Below are 16,236 nucleotides of genomic sequence, written 5' to 3' on the forward strand. Positions count from 1 at the left end.
GCGCGCGCGACATCTTGCAGAAGGTCATTCGCGCCAACAGTCGCTTAAGTTCCAAACAGAACGGAACACTGCACTAGGCGCACGCGTCACGGCATTGCAAAGGTGGTCGCAGGCCGAAAGGAATCGGGTATCCAAGTGGTTCGGTCGTAACGACGAAACCACGCGCATGCACCTACTTTCCGGCCTAACGAAAGTGCTTGCCGTGGTACGTGGGTTCAACGAACACAACGTCGTCCGTAGCGGCAGCGCGGGCGATCTGGCGACAGGCTGCACTCCTCATCCGCGAGGGACGGAAAACGAAGCCGCCCACGTATGTGCGCCGGACACGGCAACGCATACGATTGCAATCAGCGCGCGATTCTGCACGATGCGCCCGTGGACGGACGGCGCTGATTCTCACGTATCAACTATCATCCACGAAGCTACACATTTTCACGACACCATGTCTTCCATTGACGACAAATACACCATCACGCCGCTTCTAGCGCCCTGGGGTCGGTCGAATCCTGACTTGGCAATTAACAACGCCGATAGCATTGCGGGGTACGTTGTCGATGGCGATTACTAAATTCGCAGTTGCCGCCGCGCTCGCGTTGACCTGCGTACACGCATCCGCCGCATGTGACGGCGCATCGAACATGCCCGCTCACTACATCGATGTTGTGTTCGATACGGATTCGAGCGCAATTTCGCCGGCCGAGCTATCACGGTTGTCCGAATGGTCGATCGACATGCACAAGCACTTTCCGATCATCGATACCGTGTGGTTGAACGGGTTGGCCGAACGGACCGAACATGACGCACAACAGCTTGCGACGCGACGAGCCGAAAGCGTGATGTCGGTCTTGGATCAATATTCGATCCACGGCGAGAATCGCGCCTTAGCTGGAAAAATCTTCAAGCCGGACAAGTTTGGTCAATCCGGGCGACGCGTCGAGGTCAACGTTAGTCCGGGGTGCCCGAATCACTGCTGCCCGAACCTGAACCCCGTACCGAAGACGCAGTGACCTACCAGGGGACACCAACAGAAGCTCGCGCAATGCGGGCTTTCTTGTTCCTGCTTTTCCAGTGCTACCGACCACGATTGATAGAATGCGCGGATGGTGGTTCTCCAAACTTCCAGACATCGGAACCCGCCACCCAGCACCGAACATCGTGACCGGGAGGGCAAAACAATGAAACGACGCATGGCAGTTGTGGGCGACACGTTGTCAACAGGTGGACAGGTTCTAGCATGGACGAGATGCAAGAACCGCTGTTTACGACGGTGAGGCTGGAAGACTTCGTGGCGGCCGATCACCCGTTGTGGCCACTGCGGCTGCTGGTCAATCAGGCGCTGAAGCGACTCAACGGGCTGTTCGGCAAGCACACGCGTTTATTTGCGTGGCGACGTGGATAACGGGCGGCACGTAGAAATTTCCTTCCTGCCCGATTGCTCCAACAAGTGCTGCACAGCGAATTGATATTGCGGGGCGCTGATGGATGCGCTCGACGTGCAGACAAGATGACATCCCGATCGATGCACGATCGAGCGTGCGGGCCGGGCGCAGGAAAACCGGGCCCGCACGCTTTCAAGGCCTACGCCGGCAACGCAAACCGCGTCACGGCGTCCCGCAGCGCCTCGGCCTGATCGCGCAACGAATGCGCGGCGGCCGCGGCTTCTTCGACGAGGGCCGCGTTCTGCTGCGTGACCTGATCCATCTCGCCCACCGCGCGATTGACCTGTTCGATCCCGGCGCTCTGTTCGCGCGACGCATGGCTGATCTCGTCGAGGATCTCGTTCACGCGCCGCACCGACTGCACGATTTCGGCCATCGTCTCGCCCGCATTCGTGACGAGCGCCGCACCTTGCTCGACGGTCTCGTTCGACGACACGATCAGCGTCTTGATCTCCTTCGCGGCCGTCGCCGAGCGTTGCGCGAGCGAGCGCACCTCGGCCGCGACCACCGCGAAGCCGCGGCCCTGTTCGCCCGCCCGCGCGGCTTCGACGGCCGCATTCAGTGCGAGGATGTTGGTCTGGAACGCGATCCCGTCGATCACGCCGATGATGTCGCCGATCTTGTGCGAGCGGTCGGTGATCTCGTTCATCGTGCGCACGACGTCGTCGACCACCGCGCTGCCGCGCGTCGCCACTTGCGCGGCCTGGTCGGCGAGCGAGGCGGCCTGTGCGGCGCTGTCCGCGTTCTGCTTCACGTTCGCGGTCATCTGGTCCATGCTCGACGCGGTCTGCACGAGCGCGGCCGCCTGTTCCTCGGTGCGCTGCGACAGGTCGGTGTTGCCGGACGCGATCTCGCTCGCGCCGACGTTGATGTTCTCGGTGCCCATCCGCACGCGCGACACCATGTCGATCAGCCCGCCCTGCATCGTGTGCAGTGCATGCAGCAGGCTGCCGCGATCGTCCTGCTTCACGGCGACGCGCGCGGTCAGGTCACCCTGCGCGATGCGCTGCGCGGCGTCGAGCGCCACTTCCAGCTCGCCGCCGAGGTTCGCACGCACGCTTTTCAGCACCAGCACCATCACGGCGGTTGCGATCCCGCCGAGCACGGTCGTCATCGCGAGCCAGCGGCCGATGCTCTCGAGCACGGCCGAGCGCACGTCGTTCATGTACATGCCGGTCACGAGATACCAGTCCCACGGCGCGAAGCGCTGCACGGCGCTGGTTTTCTCCTGCGGCTTGTCGGCGCCCGGCTTCGGCCACAGATATTCGACGAAGCCCTTGCCGCCTTCCACGTTGCCGGCTTTCACGATCTCGACGAACAGATGCTTGCCATTCGGATCGGTGAAATTCGACACGTCCTTGCCGTTGAGATCGGTCTTGATCGGATGCATCACGATCACCGGCTTCGAGTCGTTGACGGAAATGTAGCCGTCGGCGCCGTAGCGCATCGCGGCGATCGCCTCGAGCGCCTTCTGCTTGGCGTCGGCTTCCGGCAGCGCATTCTGCTGCGACAGCTTGTAGTAATGGTCGGCCACGCTCGTGGCCTGCGCGACCAGCGACGCGAGCTGGTCGCGGCGGTCCGTGATCATCGATGCGCGCGTCTGCCAGGCGCCGAGCCCCGCGATCACGAGCAGGCCGAGCCAGAGGATGACGATCATCGAGGCGAGTTTCTGATTCAGGGAAAGGTTGCGCATGGTGTGTGGTCGGTCGGTCTTGGAAGCTCGCCGAAACGGCGTGACGGGATAAGTGTCTTGACGGCGTCCGACATGCGTCGCCGTAGACGGGTTATCCCTAGGAACCGGTACCGTGGACGCATGCCTCTAACGCCGACAAGAGTATCTATGCATATGCATAACGGGTGTCGCTATACTCACGGGGCGATGGCGGGCGCGCCGCACCTCCGGTTCGGCGGCGCGGCGCCGCATGAAACCGAAAGGAGGCAACGATGCGAATTCTGGTGGTAGGGGCCGGCGCGGTCGGCGGATACTTCGGCGGCCGGCTGGCCGCGGCGGGGCGCGACGTGACGTTCCTGGTGCGCAACGGCCGCGCGGCCGCGCTGGCGCGCGACGGGCTGCTGATCCGCAGCCCGCGCGGCGACCTGACGCTCGCGAACGTGCAGACCGTGCGCGCGGGCGACGCGGATGCCGGCGTCGCGCCGTTCGACCTCGTGTTGCTGAGCTGCAAGGCATACAGCCTCGACGATGCGATTGCGTCGTTTGCACCATTCGTCGGCCCGCAGACGCTGATCCTGCCGATGCTCAACGGGATGCGTCATCTCGACGTGCTGCGCGACCGGTTCGGCGCCGCGCAGGTGCTCGGCGGGCTGTGCGTGATCGCGGCGACGCTCGATCGCGAGCAGCGCATCGTGCACCTCAACGACACGCACGGGGTCACCTTCGGCGAACTCGCGGGCGGCGAATCGCCCCGCGTGCGGGCGGTGGCCGACGTGCTCGGCGGCGCGGGTTTCGATGCGACGCTCAGCGACAACGTAGCCGCGCGGATGTGGGAAAAGTGGGTGTTCCTCGCGACGCTCGCCGCGAGCACGTCGCTGTTTCGCGGCTCGGTGGGCGACATTCTCGCCGCGCCGGACGGCCGTCACCTGCTCGAGACGATGCTCGCCGAATGCAGCGCGATTGCCGAGCACAACGGCCACCGGCCCGACCCGGCCGCCATCGAGCGGATGCAGCGGATGGTGCTGACGCCGTCGCCGCTGACCGCGTCGATGCTGCGCGACGTCGAGAACCACGCGCGCGTCGAAGCCGATCACGTGATCGGCGACCTGCTCGCGCGCCGCGACCCGCAGGCGGCCGATGCACTGTCGCTGCTGCGGATTGCGTACAACCACCTGAAGGCATACGAAGTGCGTACCGCGCGCGAGCACGCGGCCGCGTAGGCACCGGAGCGGGCGGTCGTGCGGCCGCCCGGCGGCTAGACCGGATCCTTGCTCGGCGGTCCGTCCGGTTGCTGCGGGTTGTCGTGATGGCCGGGCGGTGATGACAGCGGGTCGTCTTCGGGGTCGCGGTTCGGGTCGGCCGGAGGTTCGGGTGTCGGGGTCGTGTGATCGGTCATGGAGAACTCGCGGAGTATGTGACGGCGGTGGCGCGGCGGGGGCGCCTCGTCTCCGTTATAGCCAATCGGGCATGCGTTTGCAGCGGGATTGTTGTGGCGGCGGTCTTTCGTCTGCGCAATCCGTGCATGGGCGGTTTTCGTGCAGGAATCTGCTGCGCCGGCGCGGGTCATGCGTTGCAGCGCGAACACTGCGTGATCGCGGTCAGCGCAAATCCGCCGGCGTGTCGACGTCGCGCACGATGCCGGGATCGTCGACGTCGAGCAGCTTGACCGGCGCGCTGGCGAACAGCGCGCGGGCGCCCGTGTCGCCGTCGAGGGCGGCGAGCGCATCGAAGTGGTGCGCGGAGAAACCGACCGGATGGCCGCGCACGCCGCGATGGGCGGGCGCGACGATCGACGCGCCGTCGGTGTCGAGCGCGCGCGTGACGGTTTCGTAGGTGGAAGCCGCGATCCACGGCATGTCGCCGAGCGCGACGAGCCAGCCGTTCGCCTCGGGTGTCGCGCGCACGCCGGCCGAGAGGCTCGCGCCCATGCCGCGCACCGCGTCGGGCGCGTAGACGACGTGGCAGCCGGCTTCGTTCAGCAGCATCGCGAGTTTTTCGGCGCCGGGACGCACGACGGCGATCACGTCGGACGTGACCGCCGCGAGATGGCGGGCGGCCGCGACCGCAACCGGCGTGCCGTCGGGAAGCGGCGCGAGCAGCTTGCTGTGCAGGCCGCTCGGGTCGAAGCGTTGACCGAGGCCGCCGGCGAGAAGGACGCCGGTGGCGAATGACGCGTAGGACATCGGCGCGGGGGAGAGTGAAGCAGGTGCTGCGATTGTGCGGGAGCGAGCAGGGATCGACAAGTGAGGATGTTACCGAGACGGGCGCGTTTCGTCGGAAAGAATGTCAGCGCGCGGCTTCGTCGAGCATGTTTTCCTCGACGGGACCGTAAATTGCGTGCGATTGATGGTGCATGACGGCCCAATAACGGTCGCCGAACGACCAATGCCACCATTCCGACGGGTAATTCGTGAAGCCGGCGCCCGTCAGTGCGGCGATCAGCATCTTGCGATTACGGGCGGCCGCGCGGCTGATGAACGGGTTGTGCGTGTAGCACGCGCCGGACGATTCCTGGTCGGTGGCGTCGAGCGCGCAGCCCATGTCGAGCTCGATGCCGTCCGGCGAGATCAGTGTGAGGTCGACGGCTGCGCCCGTCGGATGCGCGGCGACTTCCGGCGGTGCGACGTAGTGGCTCGTGAGTGCGACCAATGTGTCTTCGTCCGGCAGCGGATTCAGCGTCCGGCGCAGGTGCGCGAGATGCCTTGTGAAGTAGTGGCGCTGCAGGGCCAGCGGACGATAGCCTTCCTTGACATACAGGCGCAGGCCGTCGGGCAGCGCGTGCGCGGCGGCGATCAGCCGGTCCGCCACGCCACCGCGCACCTTCAGGAAATGCGGGCTCTTGTTGGCGACATCGTCGGGGCCGGGAACGACAACGATGCGGTCATGGAAGCCTGCGAGATCGACAAACCCTTCGTGCGACTCCAGCAGGGCGATCGACCGGACAACGGGATCGGAGAGCGATATCACGATAGCGGACGAGGTGGCGCGATGACGGTTGCGGGCCACGCGCCGGCGGTGAGGCTGGCCGGCCGAGGTCATTTTTGTCAGACGAATCGCCAATATGCCAGAGTCCGGCGGAGATGGTGTTGCGGTTTGGCCCGCAGGAGGGCGGCGCTTACCAGAGCGTCTTGACGTGCGCGTAAGCGCGGATTTTTTCGTCGCGCGTGACGAGCGGCGCGCCGAGCCGCCGCGCGGTCGCGACGATCGTGCGGTCGGCCGGATCCTTGTGGAACGTGCCGGGCAGGTCGGTGGATTTCGCGGCGATGTCGGCATCGACGGGCACGAAGCGCATGCCGTCGATCTGCGCGACGGTGGCGAGCCATGCGTCGACATCCATCGTCAGTGCGAGGCGGTCGTTGCGCACCAGCATCGCAATCTCCCACGCGGAGATCGCGGATGCGACGAGCGCGCCTTCGCTCCGAGCGCGATCGATCGCGCTCCTCGCCTTCTTGCTGAGCGAAGGATCGCCCGCCACCCACCACACCAATGCATGCGTATCCAGCACGATCACCGCGACGCCTCCCAATCATCTTCCGCAATCGGATCGAGAGGATTGTCGTAGCGCATGGCCGAGCCGCGCAATATGTCCAACGGCTGAGCCTCACGTGCGCGATACGGCCGGATTTCGAGCGTCGGCTTGCCGTGATCGGTGACGATCAGGCTTTCACCGGACGCCTCGACGAGCCGGAAGTATTCGAGTGCGCGAGCCTTGAATTCGGATTTCGATACGGGGTCGTGCGGCATCATGATGTGAGCATGGTCATTTGACGATGGTCAATTTAGTCACGGATGCCGGCGTGGCGCAAGCGCCGGGGCAAGCAGCGCTACCCGTTCGCGCTACGCATCCGCCCATTTCCTCAACAGGTTGTGATAAATCCCCGTCAACGCAATGACCATCGGATCCTTCGCGCCTTTCTCGCCGGACAGCGCCTGAATCTGCGTATCGAGCTGGAACAGCAGCGTGCGGTCGCCGTCGTCGCGCACCATGCTCTGGATCCAGAAGAACGACGCGACGCGCTCGCCGCGCGTCACGGGCGTGACGTGGTGCAGGCTCGATGCCGGATACAGCACGAGGTCGCCCGCCGGCAGCTTCGCGCGATGCGTGCCGTACGTATCCTCGACACACAGCTCGCCGCCGTCGTACGCATCGGGTTCTTCGAGAAACAGCGTCGCCGACAGATCGCTGCGCACGCGGAAATCCGTGCCGCGCAGCAGCCGGATTGCGTTGTCGACGTGCGTGCCGAACGTCTCGCCGCCTTCGTAGCGATTGAACAGCGGCGGAAACACCTTGAGCGGCAGCGCCGCCGAAAAGAACAGTGGATGGCGTGCGAGTGCGTCCTGGATCGCGTCACCGACCGCGCGCGCCGCTGGCGAACCTTCCGGCAATTGCCGGTTGCGTTTCGCGAGCGCCGACTGTGTGCCGGACGTCGCATTGCCGTCGACCCATTCGGCTGCATCGAGCAGCTCGCGACATTGCGCGACCTGCGCTTTCGTGAGTACGCCGGGGATATGAAGCATCATGATGCGGATTCCATGCAGTGCGGCTGCGGCTGCGGCTGCGGTGGCAACTGCATCGCCGCCGCACGAAACGCGTCGATCGGCGACGACGCGAGATACGCGTGCATCTTCGCGACGAACGCGGGGGTAGCCGTGGCCGGTACGCGAGCGAGCCAGGCGAGCGCTTCGTCGATGCGCCCGCGCTCGGCGAGCAGCCGCGCAAGGTTGAACTGGCCGCGGAAGTCGCCGGCCACGGCGGCGCGGCGATAGTGGTCGAACGCGGCGTCGGGGTCGACCGGGACGACCCAGCCATCCTCGTAGAAGCCGCCGATCAGGTTGATCGATTTCGCATGGCCGAGCGCGGCCGCGCGCTGGAACCAGTCGAGCGCATCGGCGCGGTTCTCGTCGACGCCGTTGCCGAGCGCGAGCGCCGTCGCGTAGTTGTACATGCCCCAGTCGAGCCCCGCCTGCGCGGCGAGCCGGTACCAGTACACGGCGACCGGTGCGCACGCGGCCGTGCCCCAGCCGAACTCGTAGCAGCGGCCGAGCATGTTCATCGCCATCGCGTGGCCGGCCCGCGCCGCGTGCCGGAACCAGTTGAACGCGGCCGCCGGATCGTGCGCGACGCCATGCCCGTCGAGCAGGTACTGCCCGTAGACGGCCTGCGCATCGACGATGCCGTTGTCGGCCGCCGCCGCGACCCACGCGGCGGCACGCTCGGGCGGCCCGGCCAGGATGTCGGCGAACTCGCGCGGCGATACCGACGCGAGCGCCTTCAGCGACACGGCCTCCATCGATCAGTAGCGCGCGTTCAGCGTGACGAACGCCGAGCGGCCCGGTGCGATCGACGCGTAGTGCGCCGGATACGCCTGGTCGAAGTAGGTGCGGTTGAACAGGTTGTTCACGTTCAGCTGCAGGTCGAGCTTCTTGTTGATCCGGTACTGCGCCATCGCATCGAAGCGCCAGTACGACGGCACCGCGTGCTGGTTCGCGGTATCGCCGAACACCTGCGACATGTAGAACGCGCCGCCGCCGACGGTGAACTTCGGCGTCACGTCGTAGTTCGACCACATCGTGAAGCTGTGCTTCGGCGTGTTCGGGAACTGGTTGCCGTTGCTCGCCGTGTCCTTGCCGTTGTCGCGCAGTTCGCTCTTCATGTACGTATAGCCGCCGAACAGTTGCCACTGCTTCGTGATCTGGCCCGCGACGCCGAGTTCGAGCCCCTGCACGCGCTTGTTGCCGACCATCGCGTACTGGTTGTTCGGCAGCGTCACGCGTGCGTTCGTCGTGTCGATCTGGAACAGCGCGGCGGTCAGCGCGAGCTTGTCGTTCAGCACGTTCCACTTCGTGCCGAGCTCGATGCTGCGGTTCTTTTCCGGCGACAGCTGATCGGCGTTCGAGCCGACGCCGCCACGACCCGGCGTGAGCGACTGCGATTCGCTGCCTTCGCCGAGCAGCATGCCGGCCGGCGTCGACGACGTCGCGTACGACGCATAGATGCTGCCGTTCTGCGCCGGCTTGAACACGAGGCCGGCCTGCCAGTTCACGAGCGTGTCGTCACGCGTGGTGGTCTTGCCGCCGTTGGCCTTGGTGTCGGTGAAGCGGGTCGAGTAGTCGTCGATGCGCACGCCGCCGTTGACCTGCCAGCGCGGCGTGATCTCGATCGTGTCGAAGCCGTAGATCGACTTCGTCACGGTGCGGGCATGCGAGTAGTCGTTGTTGCGCGTGATCGAGCCGGCCCACGGGTCGTTGGGATTCGGCGACCACAGGCTCGTGCAGTTGTAGCCCGACGCCGCGCCGATGCCGTTCTGGCAGATCTTGCCGTTCGCGGTGGCGACGTTGTACGTGTCGCGCTTGCCCCATTCACGTGACAGCTCGATGCCGGTCGTGAAGCTGTGCTTGAACGGGCCGGTGCGGAATTCGCCGAACAGCTCGGTCTGGTTCGCGATGCTGTTGATCGCGCTGTTGCGGGTGTTCGCGCGCCGCCAGACCTTGCCGTTGACCACGTTGCCCTGGCTGTCGTCTGGCTGCGTCCAGATGTAGTCCTGGGTGGACTCCGTGTAGCGCGTGGTGTTGCGGATCGTCAGCGACGACGTGATGTCGTGCTCGATCTTGAGCGTGCTGATGTCCGACGTCGTCTTGCGGAAATCGCGGTTGATCAGCCCGTAGAAGTTGTGGCGGTCGACGGGCGCCGGGCCGTCGGTGGCGACGCCCTTCGGGAGGTTGAAGCCGTAGTAGTACGGGATGCCGCCGTCGGGCAGGTCGTCGGTGGACAGGTGGTAGTAGCTCGCGACGACGCGCGTCGACGTGCCGAGGCCGAACGCGATCGACGGCGCGACGCCCCAGCGCTCGTTGTTCACCGCGTCGCGGCCGGCCACGTCGTTGTTGTGGCTCATCAGGTTCAGGCGGAACGCGGCGTGATCGGCGAACTGCCAGTTGCCGTCGGCCGTGAAGCGGCGATAGCGGTCGGTGCCGAGGCCCGCGCTCGCGGCGGCGGTGGTGCCGAGGTGCGGGGCCTTCGTGATCAGGTTGATGCTGCCGCCCGCGCCGCCGCGACCGCCGTACGCGCCGTCGGAACCCTTGGTGATCTCGATGCGCTCGGTGTTGAAGATCTCGCGCGTCGTGGCGCCCGTGTCGCGCATGCCGTCGACGAACATGCTGCCCTGCGTGTCGTAGCCGCGGATGAACGGACGATCGCCGAGCGGGTTGCCGCCTTCGCCGGCGCCGAACGTGATGCCGGGCACGGTGCGCAGCGCTTCCGTCAGCGTCGACGCGCCGCTGTTCTGGATCAGTTCCTGCGGGATCACGGTGACGGATTTCGGCGTGTCGACGAGCGGTGCGGTGAATTTCGCGGAAGCGGAGAAGTCGGCCTTGTAGCTGTGCTCGGCCTTGCCCTGGATCTCGATCGGCGCGAGATGGCCTTCGGTGCTCGCCGGGGCGGGCGGCGGCGTGCCGTCCGCCGCGAATGCCGGACTCGCGGCGAGCACGCTGCACAGGGTGGTGAATTTGCCGAGCTTCAGCTCGTCGGAACGTGACTTCATGGTGCGCTTCGACCTCGCGGTGTGGCCCCGGGGCGGTGCGCTGCGGAAATGTGCATGCCGCCGGGAATTATTACGATTTGTTTTCAGGCGGCATTCTATGTAATTTTTAGTTAAATGAGAAGCGTTCTTGTTCGCGTTTGTTGGGAAATTGTTGAGGAATGTTGCGGGGTGGTTGCGCGGTCGACGGGGCGGTGGCGGATGGCCGAAAGGCCAGGTGGGACGGGCTTGCCGGGCGGGTTAGAGTGGTGCTGTCGCGGATCACCCGCCATGACATCAAGGTGCTAATATGACTGCATTGAAAGCAAATGTGGTGAGGTGCATCATGCCCGTGATTACCGTTCGAAATCTGCCCGATGAAGTGCACCGTGCGCTCCGGATTCGCGCGGCCCAGCATGGGCGCAGCACCGAAGCCGAGGTGCGAGACATCCTCGAGCAGGCCGTTTTGCCGGGTGGCCGGCTCAAGCTGGGGACGCTACTGGCGGAAATCGGACGGGACGCGGGCGGCGTCGATTTCGACGTTCAGCGCGACAAGACGCTAACCGACCCGATGAGCTTCGAATGATCCTTGTTGATACGAACGTGATGTCCGAACCGCTGCGGCGCGAGCCGAGTTCGGCCGTGATCGAGTGGCTCGATGCCCAGAACGTCGAAACGCTGTTTCTTGCTGCGATCAGCCTTGCCGAAATGCGCTTCGGTGTGGCGGCGTTACCGGAAGGGCGCAGGCGCGACTGGCTTCACCAAAGCATCGAGCAGCGTGTCGTGCCGCTGTTTCGCGGTCGAATCGTGCCATTCGACGATGCAGCGAGCAAAGCGTATGCAGGTATTCGCGCGCGGGCCCGTGCCGCGGGCACCGCGATCGCGCCCGCCGACTGCTTTATCGCCGCGACGGCCGAGGCGAACGGACTCATCATTGCGACACGCGACGTCGCGCCATTCGAGGCGGTCGGCCTGCGGGTGATCGATCCGTGGGCGTCCTAGGCGCCGATTGCGCACCCGTTCACCGCGCGCAAAAAATAAAGCGCGTCGGGTAACCCGGTGCGCTTTCTGTTGAACGTAGGGGCGCCTGACTGGCGCGCCCCCGCAGTTCCTGCTCAATCCACCCCGTGAAACACCGCGTCCTCCGGCCCGAGATATGCCGGCGGGCGCCACGTCGCGTCGCGCATCGAATGCTGGACGAGGTTCTCCACACCGAGCAGTACCGCGAAGATCGCCATCCGCACCGGAATGCCGTTGTCGGTCTGGCGGAAGATCGCGAGGCGCGGGTCGCGGTTCAGGTCGACCGACAGGTCGTTCGCGCCGGGCCGGCTGTCACGCGGCAGCGGGTGCATGATCAGCGTGTCGGGTTTGCATACCGAGTCGACGAGCGCCTGGTTGATCTGGAAATCCGGCGTGTAGCCTTCGAACGACTCGTCGGTGAAGCGTTCCTTCTGGATCCGCGTCGCGTAGACGACGTCCGCGCCGCGCAGCCCGGCCGCGAGGTCGGTCGTCTGCTCGATCACATGGCCGTTCGTGGCGATCTGGTCGACGATGTAAGCCGGCATCTCGAGCGTCGGCGGCGACACGAGCGTGAACTTGAGCCCGCGGTACAGCGCGAGCAGCTTGACGAGCGAGTGCACGGTGCGGCCGTACTTGAGGTCGCCGACCAGCGCGATGTGCGCGCCGTCGACGATCTTGCCGAGCCGCGAGAACTCGCGCTGGATCGTATAGAGATCGAGCAGCGCCTGGCTCGGGTGCTCGCCGGGGCCGTCGCCACCATTGATCACGGGCAGGTTGGTCGCACGCGCGAACTCGGCCACCGAGCCTTTCTCCGGATGGCGGATCACGAGCGCGTCGACGTAGCCGGCCATCACGCGGCTCGTGTCGTAGATCGATTCGCCCTTGGCCATCGACGAGAACGTGAAGCCCGTCGTGTCGCACACCGAGCCGCCGAGCCGGCAGAAGGCGGCACCGAACGACACGCGCGTACGCGTGCTGGCCTCGAAGAACAGGTTGCCAAGCACCGCGCCCTCCAGCACGCGCGAGATCTTGTGGCGGCGCGCGATCGGCTGCATCACGTCGGCCACGCGGAACAGCGCCTCGACCGAATCCCGCGAGAACTGGTCGACCGAGATCAATTGCGGCTTGCCTTCGAACAGGAACTGCTTCGAGAGCCCTTGTTTGTCTACGCTTTGCGTATAGTCCCCGCCATCCGGTGCCGAGCGCTCGACGATTTCCGACACGAAGCGCTCGACGATCTCGGGCATCCCGCGCGATTCCTGCGAATCGTCGGGCAACAGCCAGGTGTCCAGCGCGCGCCGGCTGACACCGATACGATTGGCGAACGCTTCGCGGGTCATGTTGAGGCGGCGCATCGCGTCGCGAAGGAAGGCTTGCTGGGGAACGGTCATCGGCGGCTCCTGACAGAAAATATACGCGGTGCGTATATTAGATCGTGGCGCGTTGAAGTCAAGGAAAATCTGCGCGACCCGGCTGGGTGGCCCGTGTGACAGGCGGCGGGTTCGTACTGGCGTGCGGCGGCTGTCTCCGTATAATCAGGTCAGGCCCCGTGCCCGGCATCTTGCCGGGCACCACGCCACACATGATTCGCCCGTCGGGCTTGATGATTCGAAGGAGAATGGGAATGACGCGTACGATTGCTGCAATGCTGCTGGTGGTGACCGCCGCGCTTGCCGGTTGCAACACGGTGGCCGGCATGGGGCAGGACATTTCGAAGGGCGGCCAGGCGATCAGCGATACGGCTGAAAAGGCCAAGTAAGCCGACTGGTTCAGGAATACAGAAAGCGCCGGGCCGTCCCGCGATCGCGGGGCGGCCCGGCGTTTTTTTTGCGTCTGATGTCCGATGCCAGTGGCGTCAGGCGTGCTCGACGAACGCGTAGCGGCCTTCGACCTTGCGCGGCGTGAACCCGCCGTAGTCGGGGAACATCCGGTTGCGGACGAACCAGACATAGCCCACCAGCAGGACCGTGACCACGAGGCTCGGCAGCGCGGTCGACGGACTGCGTCCGAGCTCGGCGATGGTCTTCGGCACCTGCACCAGCGACAACAGGATGAACGCGTGATAGGCGCCGACGCGATGCGTCGCGAAGCCCCAGATGAACAGCAGCGACAGCAGTACGTTCAGCGCGAGCAACAGCATGACGAGGCCATTGCCGAGCGCGCCCGAGACGCCGAGGTCGCCGCCGGATTGGGCGACGCCATAAGCGAACGTCAGGCCGTTCGCGAGCTGGACGACAGCGAGTGCGACCAGGATCCGGACGTGCACCTTGTTCTTGCGGCAGCGTTCGGGATCGGGGCGCGACGCAATCAGGCCGGCGAGCACACGATCGTCGAGCCCTTGTCCGGACAGATCGGCCAGGACGTCGGCCTTCCTCGTTCCAGCGGACATCAGCACCGCGATTCTTGTTTTGGCTTCCTTCCTGTTCATTGCGCGGCGGTGTGTCGTTCGATGGTCGTCAAAGGTCCCGGTCACGCGAATATTGCATCTCGCCGGGTGCCACGCAACGGTTTTGCGGCGCGCGGACACATTCCTACAATCGCCTGCGGCGGCGCGGGAACGCGGCGGAGCGACAGGGCCGAACGATCTCCCATGTTGAGATGACGCGACGAACGCCGATCAGTCGGTCGCGGTTGGTGCGGGGCGGGCTGGCCGTACCGGCTTCGCCGGCCGCGCATCGCGTGCCTGAGCGGGCGGTTCGCGCCGCCGTGTTGCGCCGACGGCCATGCCCGCGACGACGAGCGCGATGCCCGCGACCCGCGTGCCGTTGAGCGTTTCGCCGAACAGCGCGACTGCGAACAGCACGGCGGAGACCGGCGCGACCGCCGTGAACAGCGCGGCCTCGGTGCCGCTCGTGCGCGCCGAACCCGCATACCAGCACAGGTAGCCGAGCACGGTCGGCACCAGTGCGTAGTAGGCGATCGCCGATACGGCGCCGACGGTCCAGCCGGTCGCTACCGCGCGCCATTCGAACGCGGCCGGCACGAGTGCGAGCACGAAGCCGAGGCCCGACATCGCGGTGGACAGCGCCAGCGGCGGCAAGGGTGCGGCAAGCCGCCGGTTGAGCAGGATGAAGACGGCTTCGCACGCGACGGCGGTCAGCACCAGCGCATCGCCGGCCAGCGTGCGGAGCGACGGCAACGCTTGGCCGGGCGCGAACGTGACGAACAGCACGCCGGCCGTGGCGAGCGCAGCGGCCAGCCAGTCGCGCGGTGTCTGACGCTCGCGCAGTACGACGGCCGCGATCAGCGTCGACATCGCGGGCAGCGTACCGAGCATCACGCCCGCATCGAGCGGCGATGACAGCTTCGTGCCGCAGATCAGCAGCACCGTATAACCGACGCCGCCCGCCGCCGCCTGGATGACGAGCAGCACGGCGTCGCGTGTGGAGATGCGTGGCCAGCGCATGCGCTGCGCGCGCATCAGCGCGAACAGCAGCGGTGTCGCGATCAGGAAGCGCAGCGCCGTGGCCGCGAACGGCGGCAGGCCGCCTGCCGCGAGACGGCTCGCGATGACGGTGCTGCCGACGCCCGCCATCGCGGCGGCGAGATAGAGATAGCCAATCAGTCGTGTCTTCATGCGCCGCATCGTCGCGCACGGCGGCAGCGTGCGTCTTGAACGAAATTGCAGCACACGCGGGCGTGTCGAATGCGGCGCACGGGATTCGGCATGCGTGCGCCACGGGCATCGGCTGCCACCGCTGCGGTTATGTGTTACTGCGGTCGCAGTGGCCGTGCCGTCGACGGCGGTTTGCCTGGTGGCCTCGCGCGGGAGGACGGCGGCGTCAAACGGCCTGCGTGAACCGCCCGGGCGTGATCCCGAACTGGCGCGCGAATGCACGCGTCAGGTGGCTCTGATCGGCAAAGCCGGCTTCGGCCGCGGCATCGGCGATCGGCAGGCCGCTGGCGAGCAGCGCGCGCGCCAGCCGTGCGCGCGACTGGATCAGGTACGCGTGCGGTGTGATGCCGAGTTCGCGGGCAAACCCGCGCAGCAGCTGGAAGCGGCTGACGCCGCTCAGGTCGGCCAGCTCGGCGAGCGAGACGGGAGCGGCCGGCGCCGCGTCGAGCCGCTCCCGGGCGATGCGGATCGCCGGTGCGACCCCCGCCGCCGGCAGCGTGCGGTTCGCGTGCCGGGCGAGCAGCCCGGCGACGAGCATCACGAGTGCCTCGTCACGGGCGAGCGGCTGGGATGCCCCCGCGACGATGCGTGTATGCAGCCGGCCGACGGCGGCCGTGAGCCGTGCGTCGCGCACCGCCGGGTGCGCCAGTTCGACGCCGCCGAGACCTTCTTCCGCCGCGACGCCCGCGACCAGCGCGGGCGCGAGGTACAGCATCCGCCAGCGCCGGCCCGTGCCGGCCTCGATCGGCGAGCCGTCGTGCATCTCGCCCGGGTTGACCATGATCGCGTCGCCGGCCAGTGCGTCGACCTGCCCGCGGCCGCTCCACGACCGGTGCGCGCCGCTGACGATCACGCCGACCCCGAATTCGTCGTGTGCATGGCGCGGAAACGCGCGATCGGATTCGAGGCTGATCGCCTCGATGCCTTCGCCGGTTCGTCGGTAATGGGTGATGCGGTGCATGTGCGCTCCTCGCG

19 protein-coding genes and 1 pseudogene are annotated in these 16,236 nt (G+C 66.3%); 7 read left to right on the forward strand and 13 right to left on the reverse strand.

Annotated features, from left to right (window positions below; all coding sequences use genetic code 11):
* The 3 genes and pseudogenes from BDO18943_RS33745 to BDO18943_RS33755 form a co-directional block, all read left to right on the forward strand.
* Nucleotides 1-568, forward strand: a 568-nt coding sequence (locus BDO18943_RS33745; protein ID WP_210771960.1) for a M35 family metallo-endopeptidase, incomplete at its 5' end; no start/stop codon positions are given.
* 70 nt (nt 569-638) lie between these two features.
* The gene (locus tag BDO18943_RS33750; RefSeq protein ID WP_235996263.1) at nt 639-1,007 is read left to right on the forward strand and encodes an OmpA family protein; all 369 of its coding nucleotides are present in this window, start codon (nt 639-641) and stop codon (nt 1,005-1,007) included.
* A gap of 227 nt (nt 1,008-1,234) precedes the next feature.
* Nucleotides 1,235-1,363, forward strand: a pseudogene (locus BDO18943_RS33755) (IS5/IS1182 family transposase); the annotation flags it as partial.
* A 215-nt stretch (nt 1,364-1,578) separates the two neighbouring features.
* Here the strand turns inward: BDO18943_RS33755 and BDO18943_RS33760 are convergent.
* Complete coding sequence (locus BDO18943_RS33760) at nt 1,579-3,132, reverse strand: methyl-accepting chemotaxis protein (protein WP_175025689.1); 1,554 nt, start codon at nt 3,130-3,132, stop codon at nt 1,579-1,581.
* Between the two features lie 251 nt (nt 3,133-3,383).
* Between BDO18943_RS33760 and panE the strand changes: the two genes are divergently transcribed.
* On the forward strand, nt 3,384-4,331 hold the full coding sequence (gene panE / locus BDO18943_RS33765; protein ID WP_175025690.1) for a 2-dehydropantoate 2-reductase: 948 nt from the start codon (nt 3,384-3,386) through the stop codon (nt 4,329-4,331).
* 35 nt (nt 4,332-4,366) lie between these two features.
* Here panE and BDO18943_RS33770 read toward each other — a convergent pair whose 3' ends face one another.
* The 8 genes from BDO18943_RS33770 to BDO18943_RS33805 form a co-directional block, all read right to left on the reverse strand.
* The gene (locus tag BDO18943_RS33770) at nt 4,367-4,507 is read right to left on the reverse strand and encodes a hypothetical protein (protein WP_021158153.1); all 141 of its coding nucleotides are present in this window, start codon (nt 4,505-4,507) and stop codon (nt 4,367-4,369) included.
* Nucleotides 4,508-4,709: 202 nt separating this feature from the next.
* Nucleotides 4,710-5,294, reverse strand: a complete 585-nt coding sequence (locus BDO18943_RS33775; RefSeq protein WP_175025691.1) for a nucleotidyltransferase family protein — start codon at nt 5,292-5,294, stop codon at nt 4,710-4,712.
* A gap of 103 nt (nt 5,295-5,397) precedes the next feature.
* The gene (locus BDO18943_RS33780) at nt 5,398-6,078 is read right to left on the reverse strand and encodes a M15 family metallopeptidase (RefSeq protein WP_235996264.1); all 681 of its coding nucleotides are present in this window, start codon (nt 6,076-6,078) and stop codon (nt 5,398-5,400) included.
* 148 nt (nt 6,079-6,226) lie between these two features.
* Complete coding sequence (locus BDO18943_RS33785) at nt 6,227-6,622, reverse strand: type II toxin-antitoxin system VapC family toxin (RefSeq protein ID WP_175025730.1); 396 nt, start codon at nt 6,620-6,622, stop codon at nt 6,227-6,229.
* Nucleotides 6,619-6,858, reverse strand: a complete 240-nt coding sequence (locus BDO18943_RS33790; protein WP_175025693.1) for a type II toxin-antitoxin system Phd/YefM family antitoxin — start codon at nt 6,856-6,858, stop codon at nt 6,619-6,621. Before BDO18943_RS33790 ends, BDO18943_RS33785 begins: the two co-directional genes overlap by 4 nt.
* A 90-nt stretch (nt 6,859-6,948) precedes the next feature.
* Nucleotides 6,949-7,632: a Fe2+-dependent dioxygenase gene (locus tag BDO18943_RS33795; protein ID WP_175025694.1), complete on the reverse strand. Its 684-nt coding sequence runs from the start codon at nt 7,630-7,632 to the stop codon at nt 6,949-6,951.
* Nucleotides 7,629-8,402 carry a tetratricopeptide repeat protein gene (locus BDO18943_RS33800; protein ID WP_175025695.1) on the reverse strand — a complete coding sequence of 258 codons (774 nt, stop codon included), beginning with the start codon at nt 8,400-8,402 and terminating at the stop codon, nt 7,629-7,631. The genes BDO18943_RS33795 and BDO18943_RS33800 overlap by 4 nt, the downstream gene beginning before the upstream one ends.
* Before the next feature lie 3 nt (nt 8,403-8,405).
* Nucleotides 8,406-10,649, reverse strand: coding sequence for a TonB-dependent receptor (locus BDO18943_RS33805; RefSeq protein WP_175025696.1), 2,244 nt, complete (start codon nt 10,647-10,649; stop codon nt 8,406-8,408).
* Nucleotides 10,650-10,971: 322 nt separating this feature from the next.
* On the opposite strand from BDO18943_RS33805, the gene BDO18943_RS33810 reads away from it, so the two are divergent.
* Entirely contained in the window at nt 10,972-11,211 is a 240-nt protein-coding gene (locus tag BDO18943_RS33810) for a FitA-like ribbon-helix-helix domain-containing protein (RefSeq protein ID WP_175025697.1), read from the forward strand.
* Nucleotides 11,208-11,627, forward strand: a complete 420-nt coding sequence (locus tag BDO18943_RS33815; protein ID WP_175025698.1) for a type II toxin-antitoxin system VapC family toxin — start codon at nt 11,208-11,210, stop codon at nt 11,625-11,627. Before BDO18943_RS33810 ends, BDO18943_RS33815 begins: the two co-directional genes overlap by 4 nt.
* A 113-nt stretch (nt 11,628-11,740) precedes the next feature.
* Here the strand turns inward: BDO18943_RS33815 and BDO18943_RS33820 are convergent, their stop codons facing one another.
* Nucleotides 11,741-13,036 carry an aspartate carbamoyltransferase gene (locus tag BDO18943_RS33820; RefSeq protein WP_043179892.1) on the reverse strand — a complete coding sequence of 432 codons (1,296 nt, stop codon included), beginning with the start codon at nt 13,034-13,036 and terminating at the stop codon, nt 11,741-11,743.
* Nucleotides 13,037-13,269: 233 nt separating this feature from the next.
* Here BDO18943_RS33820 and BDO18943_RS33825 point away from each other — a divergent pair, with 233 nt between their 5' ends.
* Complete coding sequence (locus BDO18943_RS33825) at nt 13,270-13,404, forward strand: entericidin A/B family lipoprotein (protein ID WP_009688930.1); 135 nt, start codon at nt 13,270-13,272, stop codon at nt 13,402-13,404.
* Between the two features lie 96 nt (nt 13,405-13,500).
* Here BDO18943_RS33825 and BDO18943_RS33830 read toward each other — a convergent pair whose 3' ends face one another.
* The 3 genes from BDO18943_RS33830 to BDO18943_RS33840 form a co-directional block, all read right to left on the reverse strand.
* A complete protein-coding gene (locus tag BDO18943_RS33830; protein ID WP_089452296.1) occupies nt 13,501-14,073 on the reverse strand; it encodes a permease in 573 nt (190 codons plus the stop codon).
* 189 nt (nt 14,074-14,262) lie between these two features.
* Entirely contained in the window at nt 14,263-15,222 is a 960-nt protein-coding gene (locus BDO18943_RS33835; RefSeq protein WP_175025699.1) for a DMT family transporter, read from the reverse strand.
* A gap of 205 nt (nt 15,223-15,427) precedes the next feature.
* A complete protein-coding gene (locus BDO18943_RS33840; RefSeq protein ID WP_175025700.1) occupies nt 15,428-16,222 on the reverse strand; it encodes an AraC family transcriptional regulator in 795 nt (264 codons plus the stop codon).
* Between the last annotated feature and the right edge of the window lie 14 nt (nt 16,223-16,236).

Origin of the sequence: Burkholderia aenigmatica, from assembly GCF_902499175.1 — a bacterium.
GTDB lineage: Bacteria > Pseudomonadota > Gammaproteobacteria > Burkholderiales > Burkholderiaceae > Burkholderia > Burkholderia aenigmatica.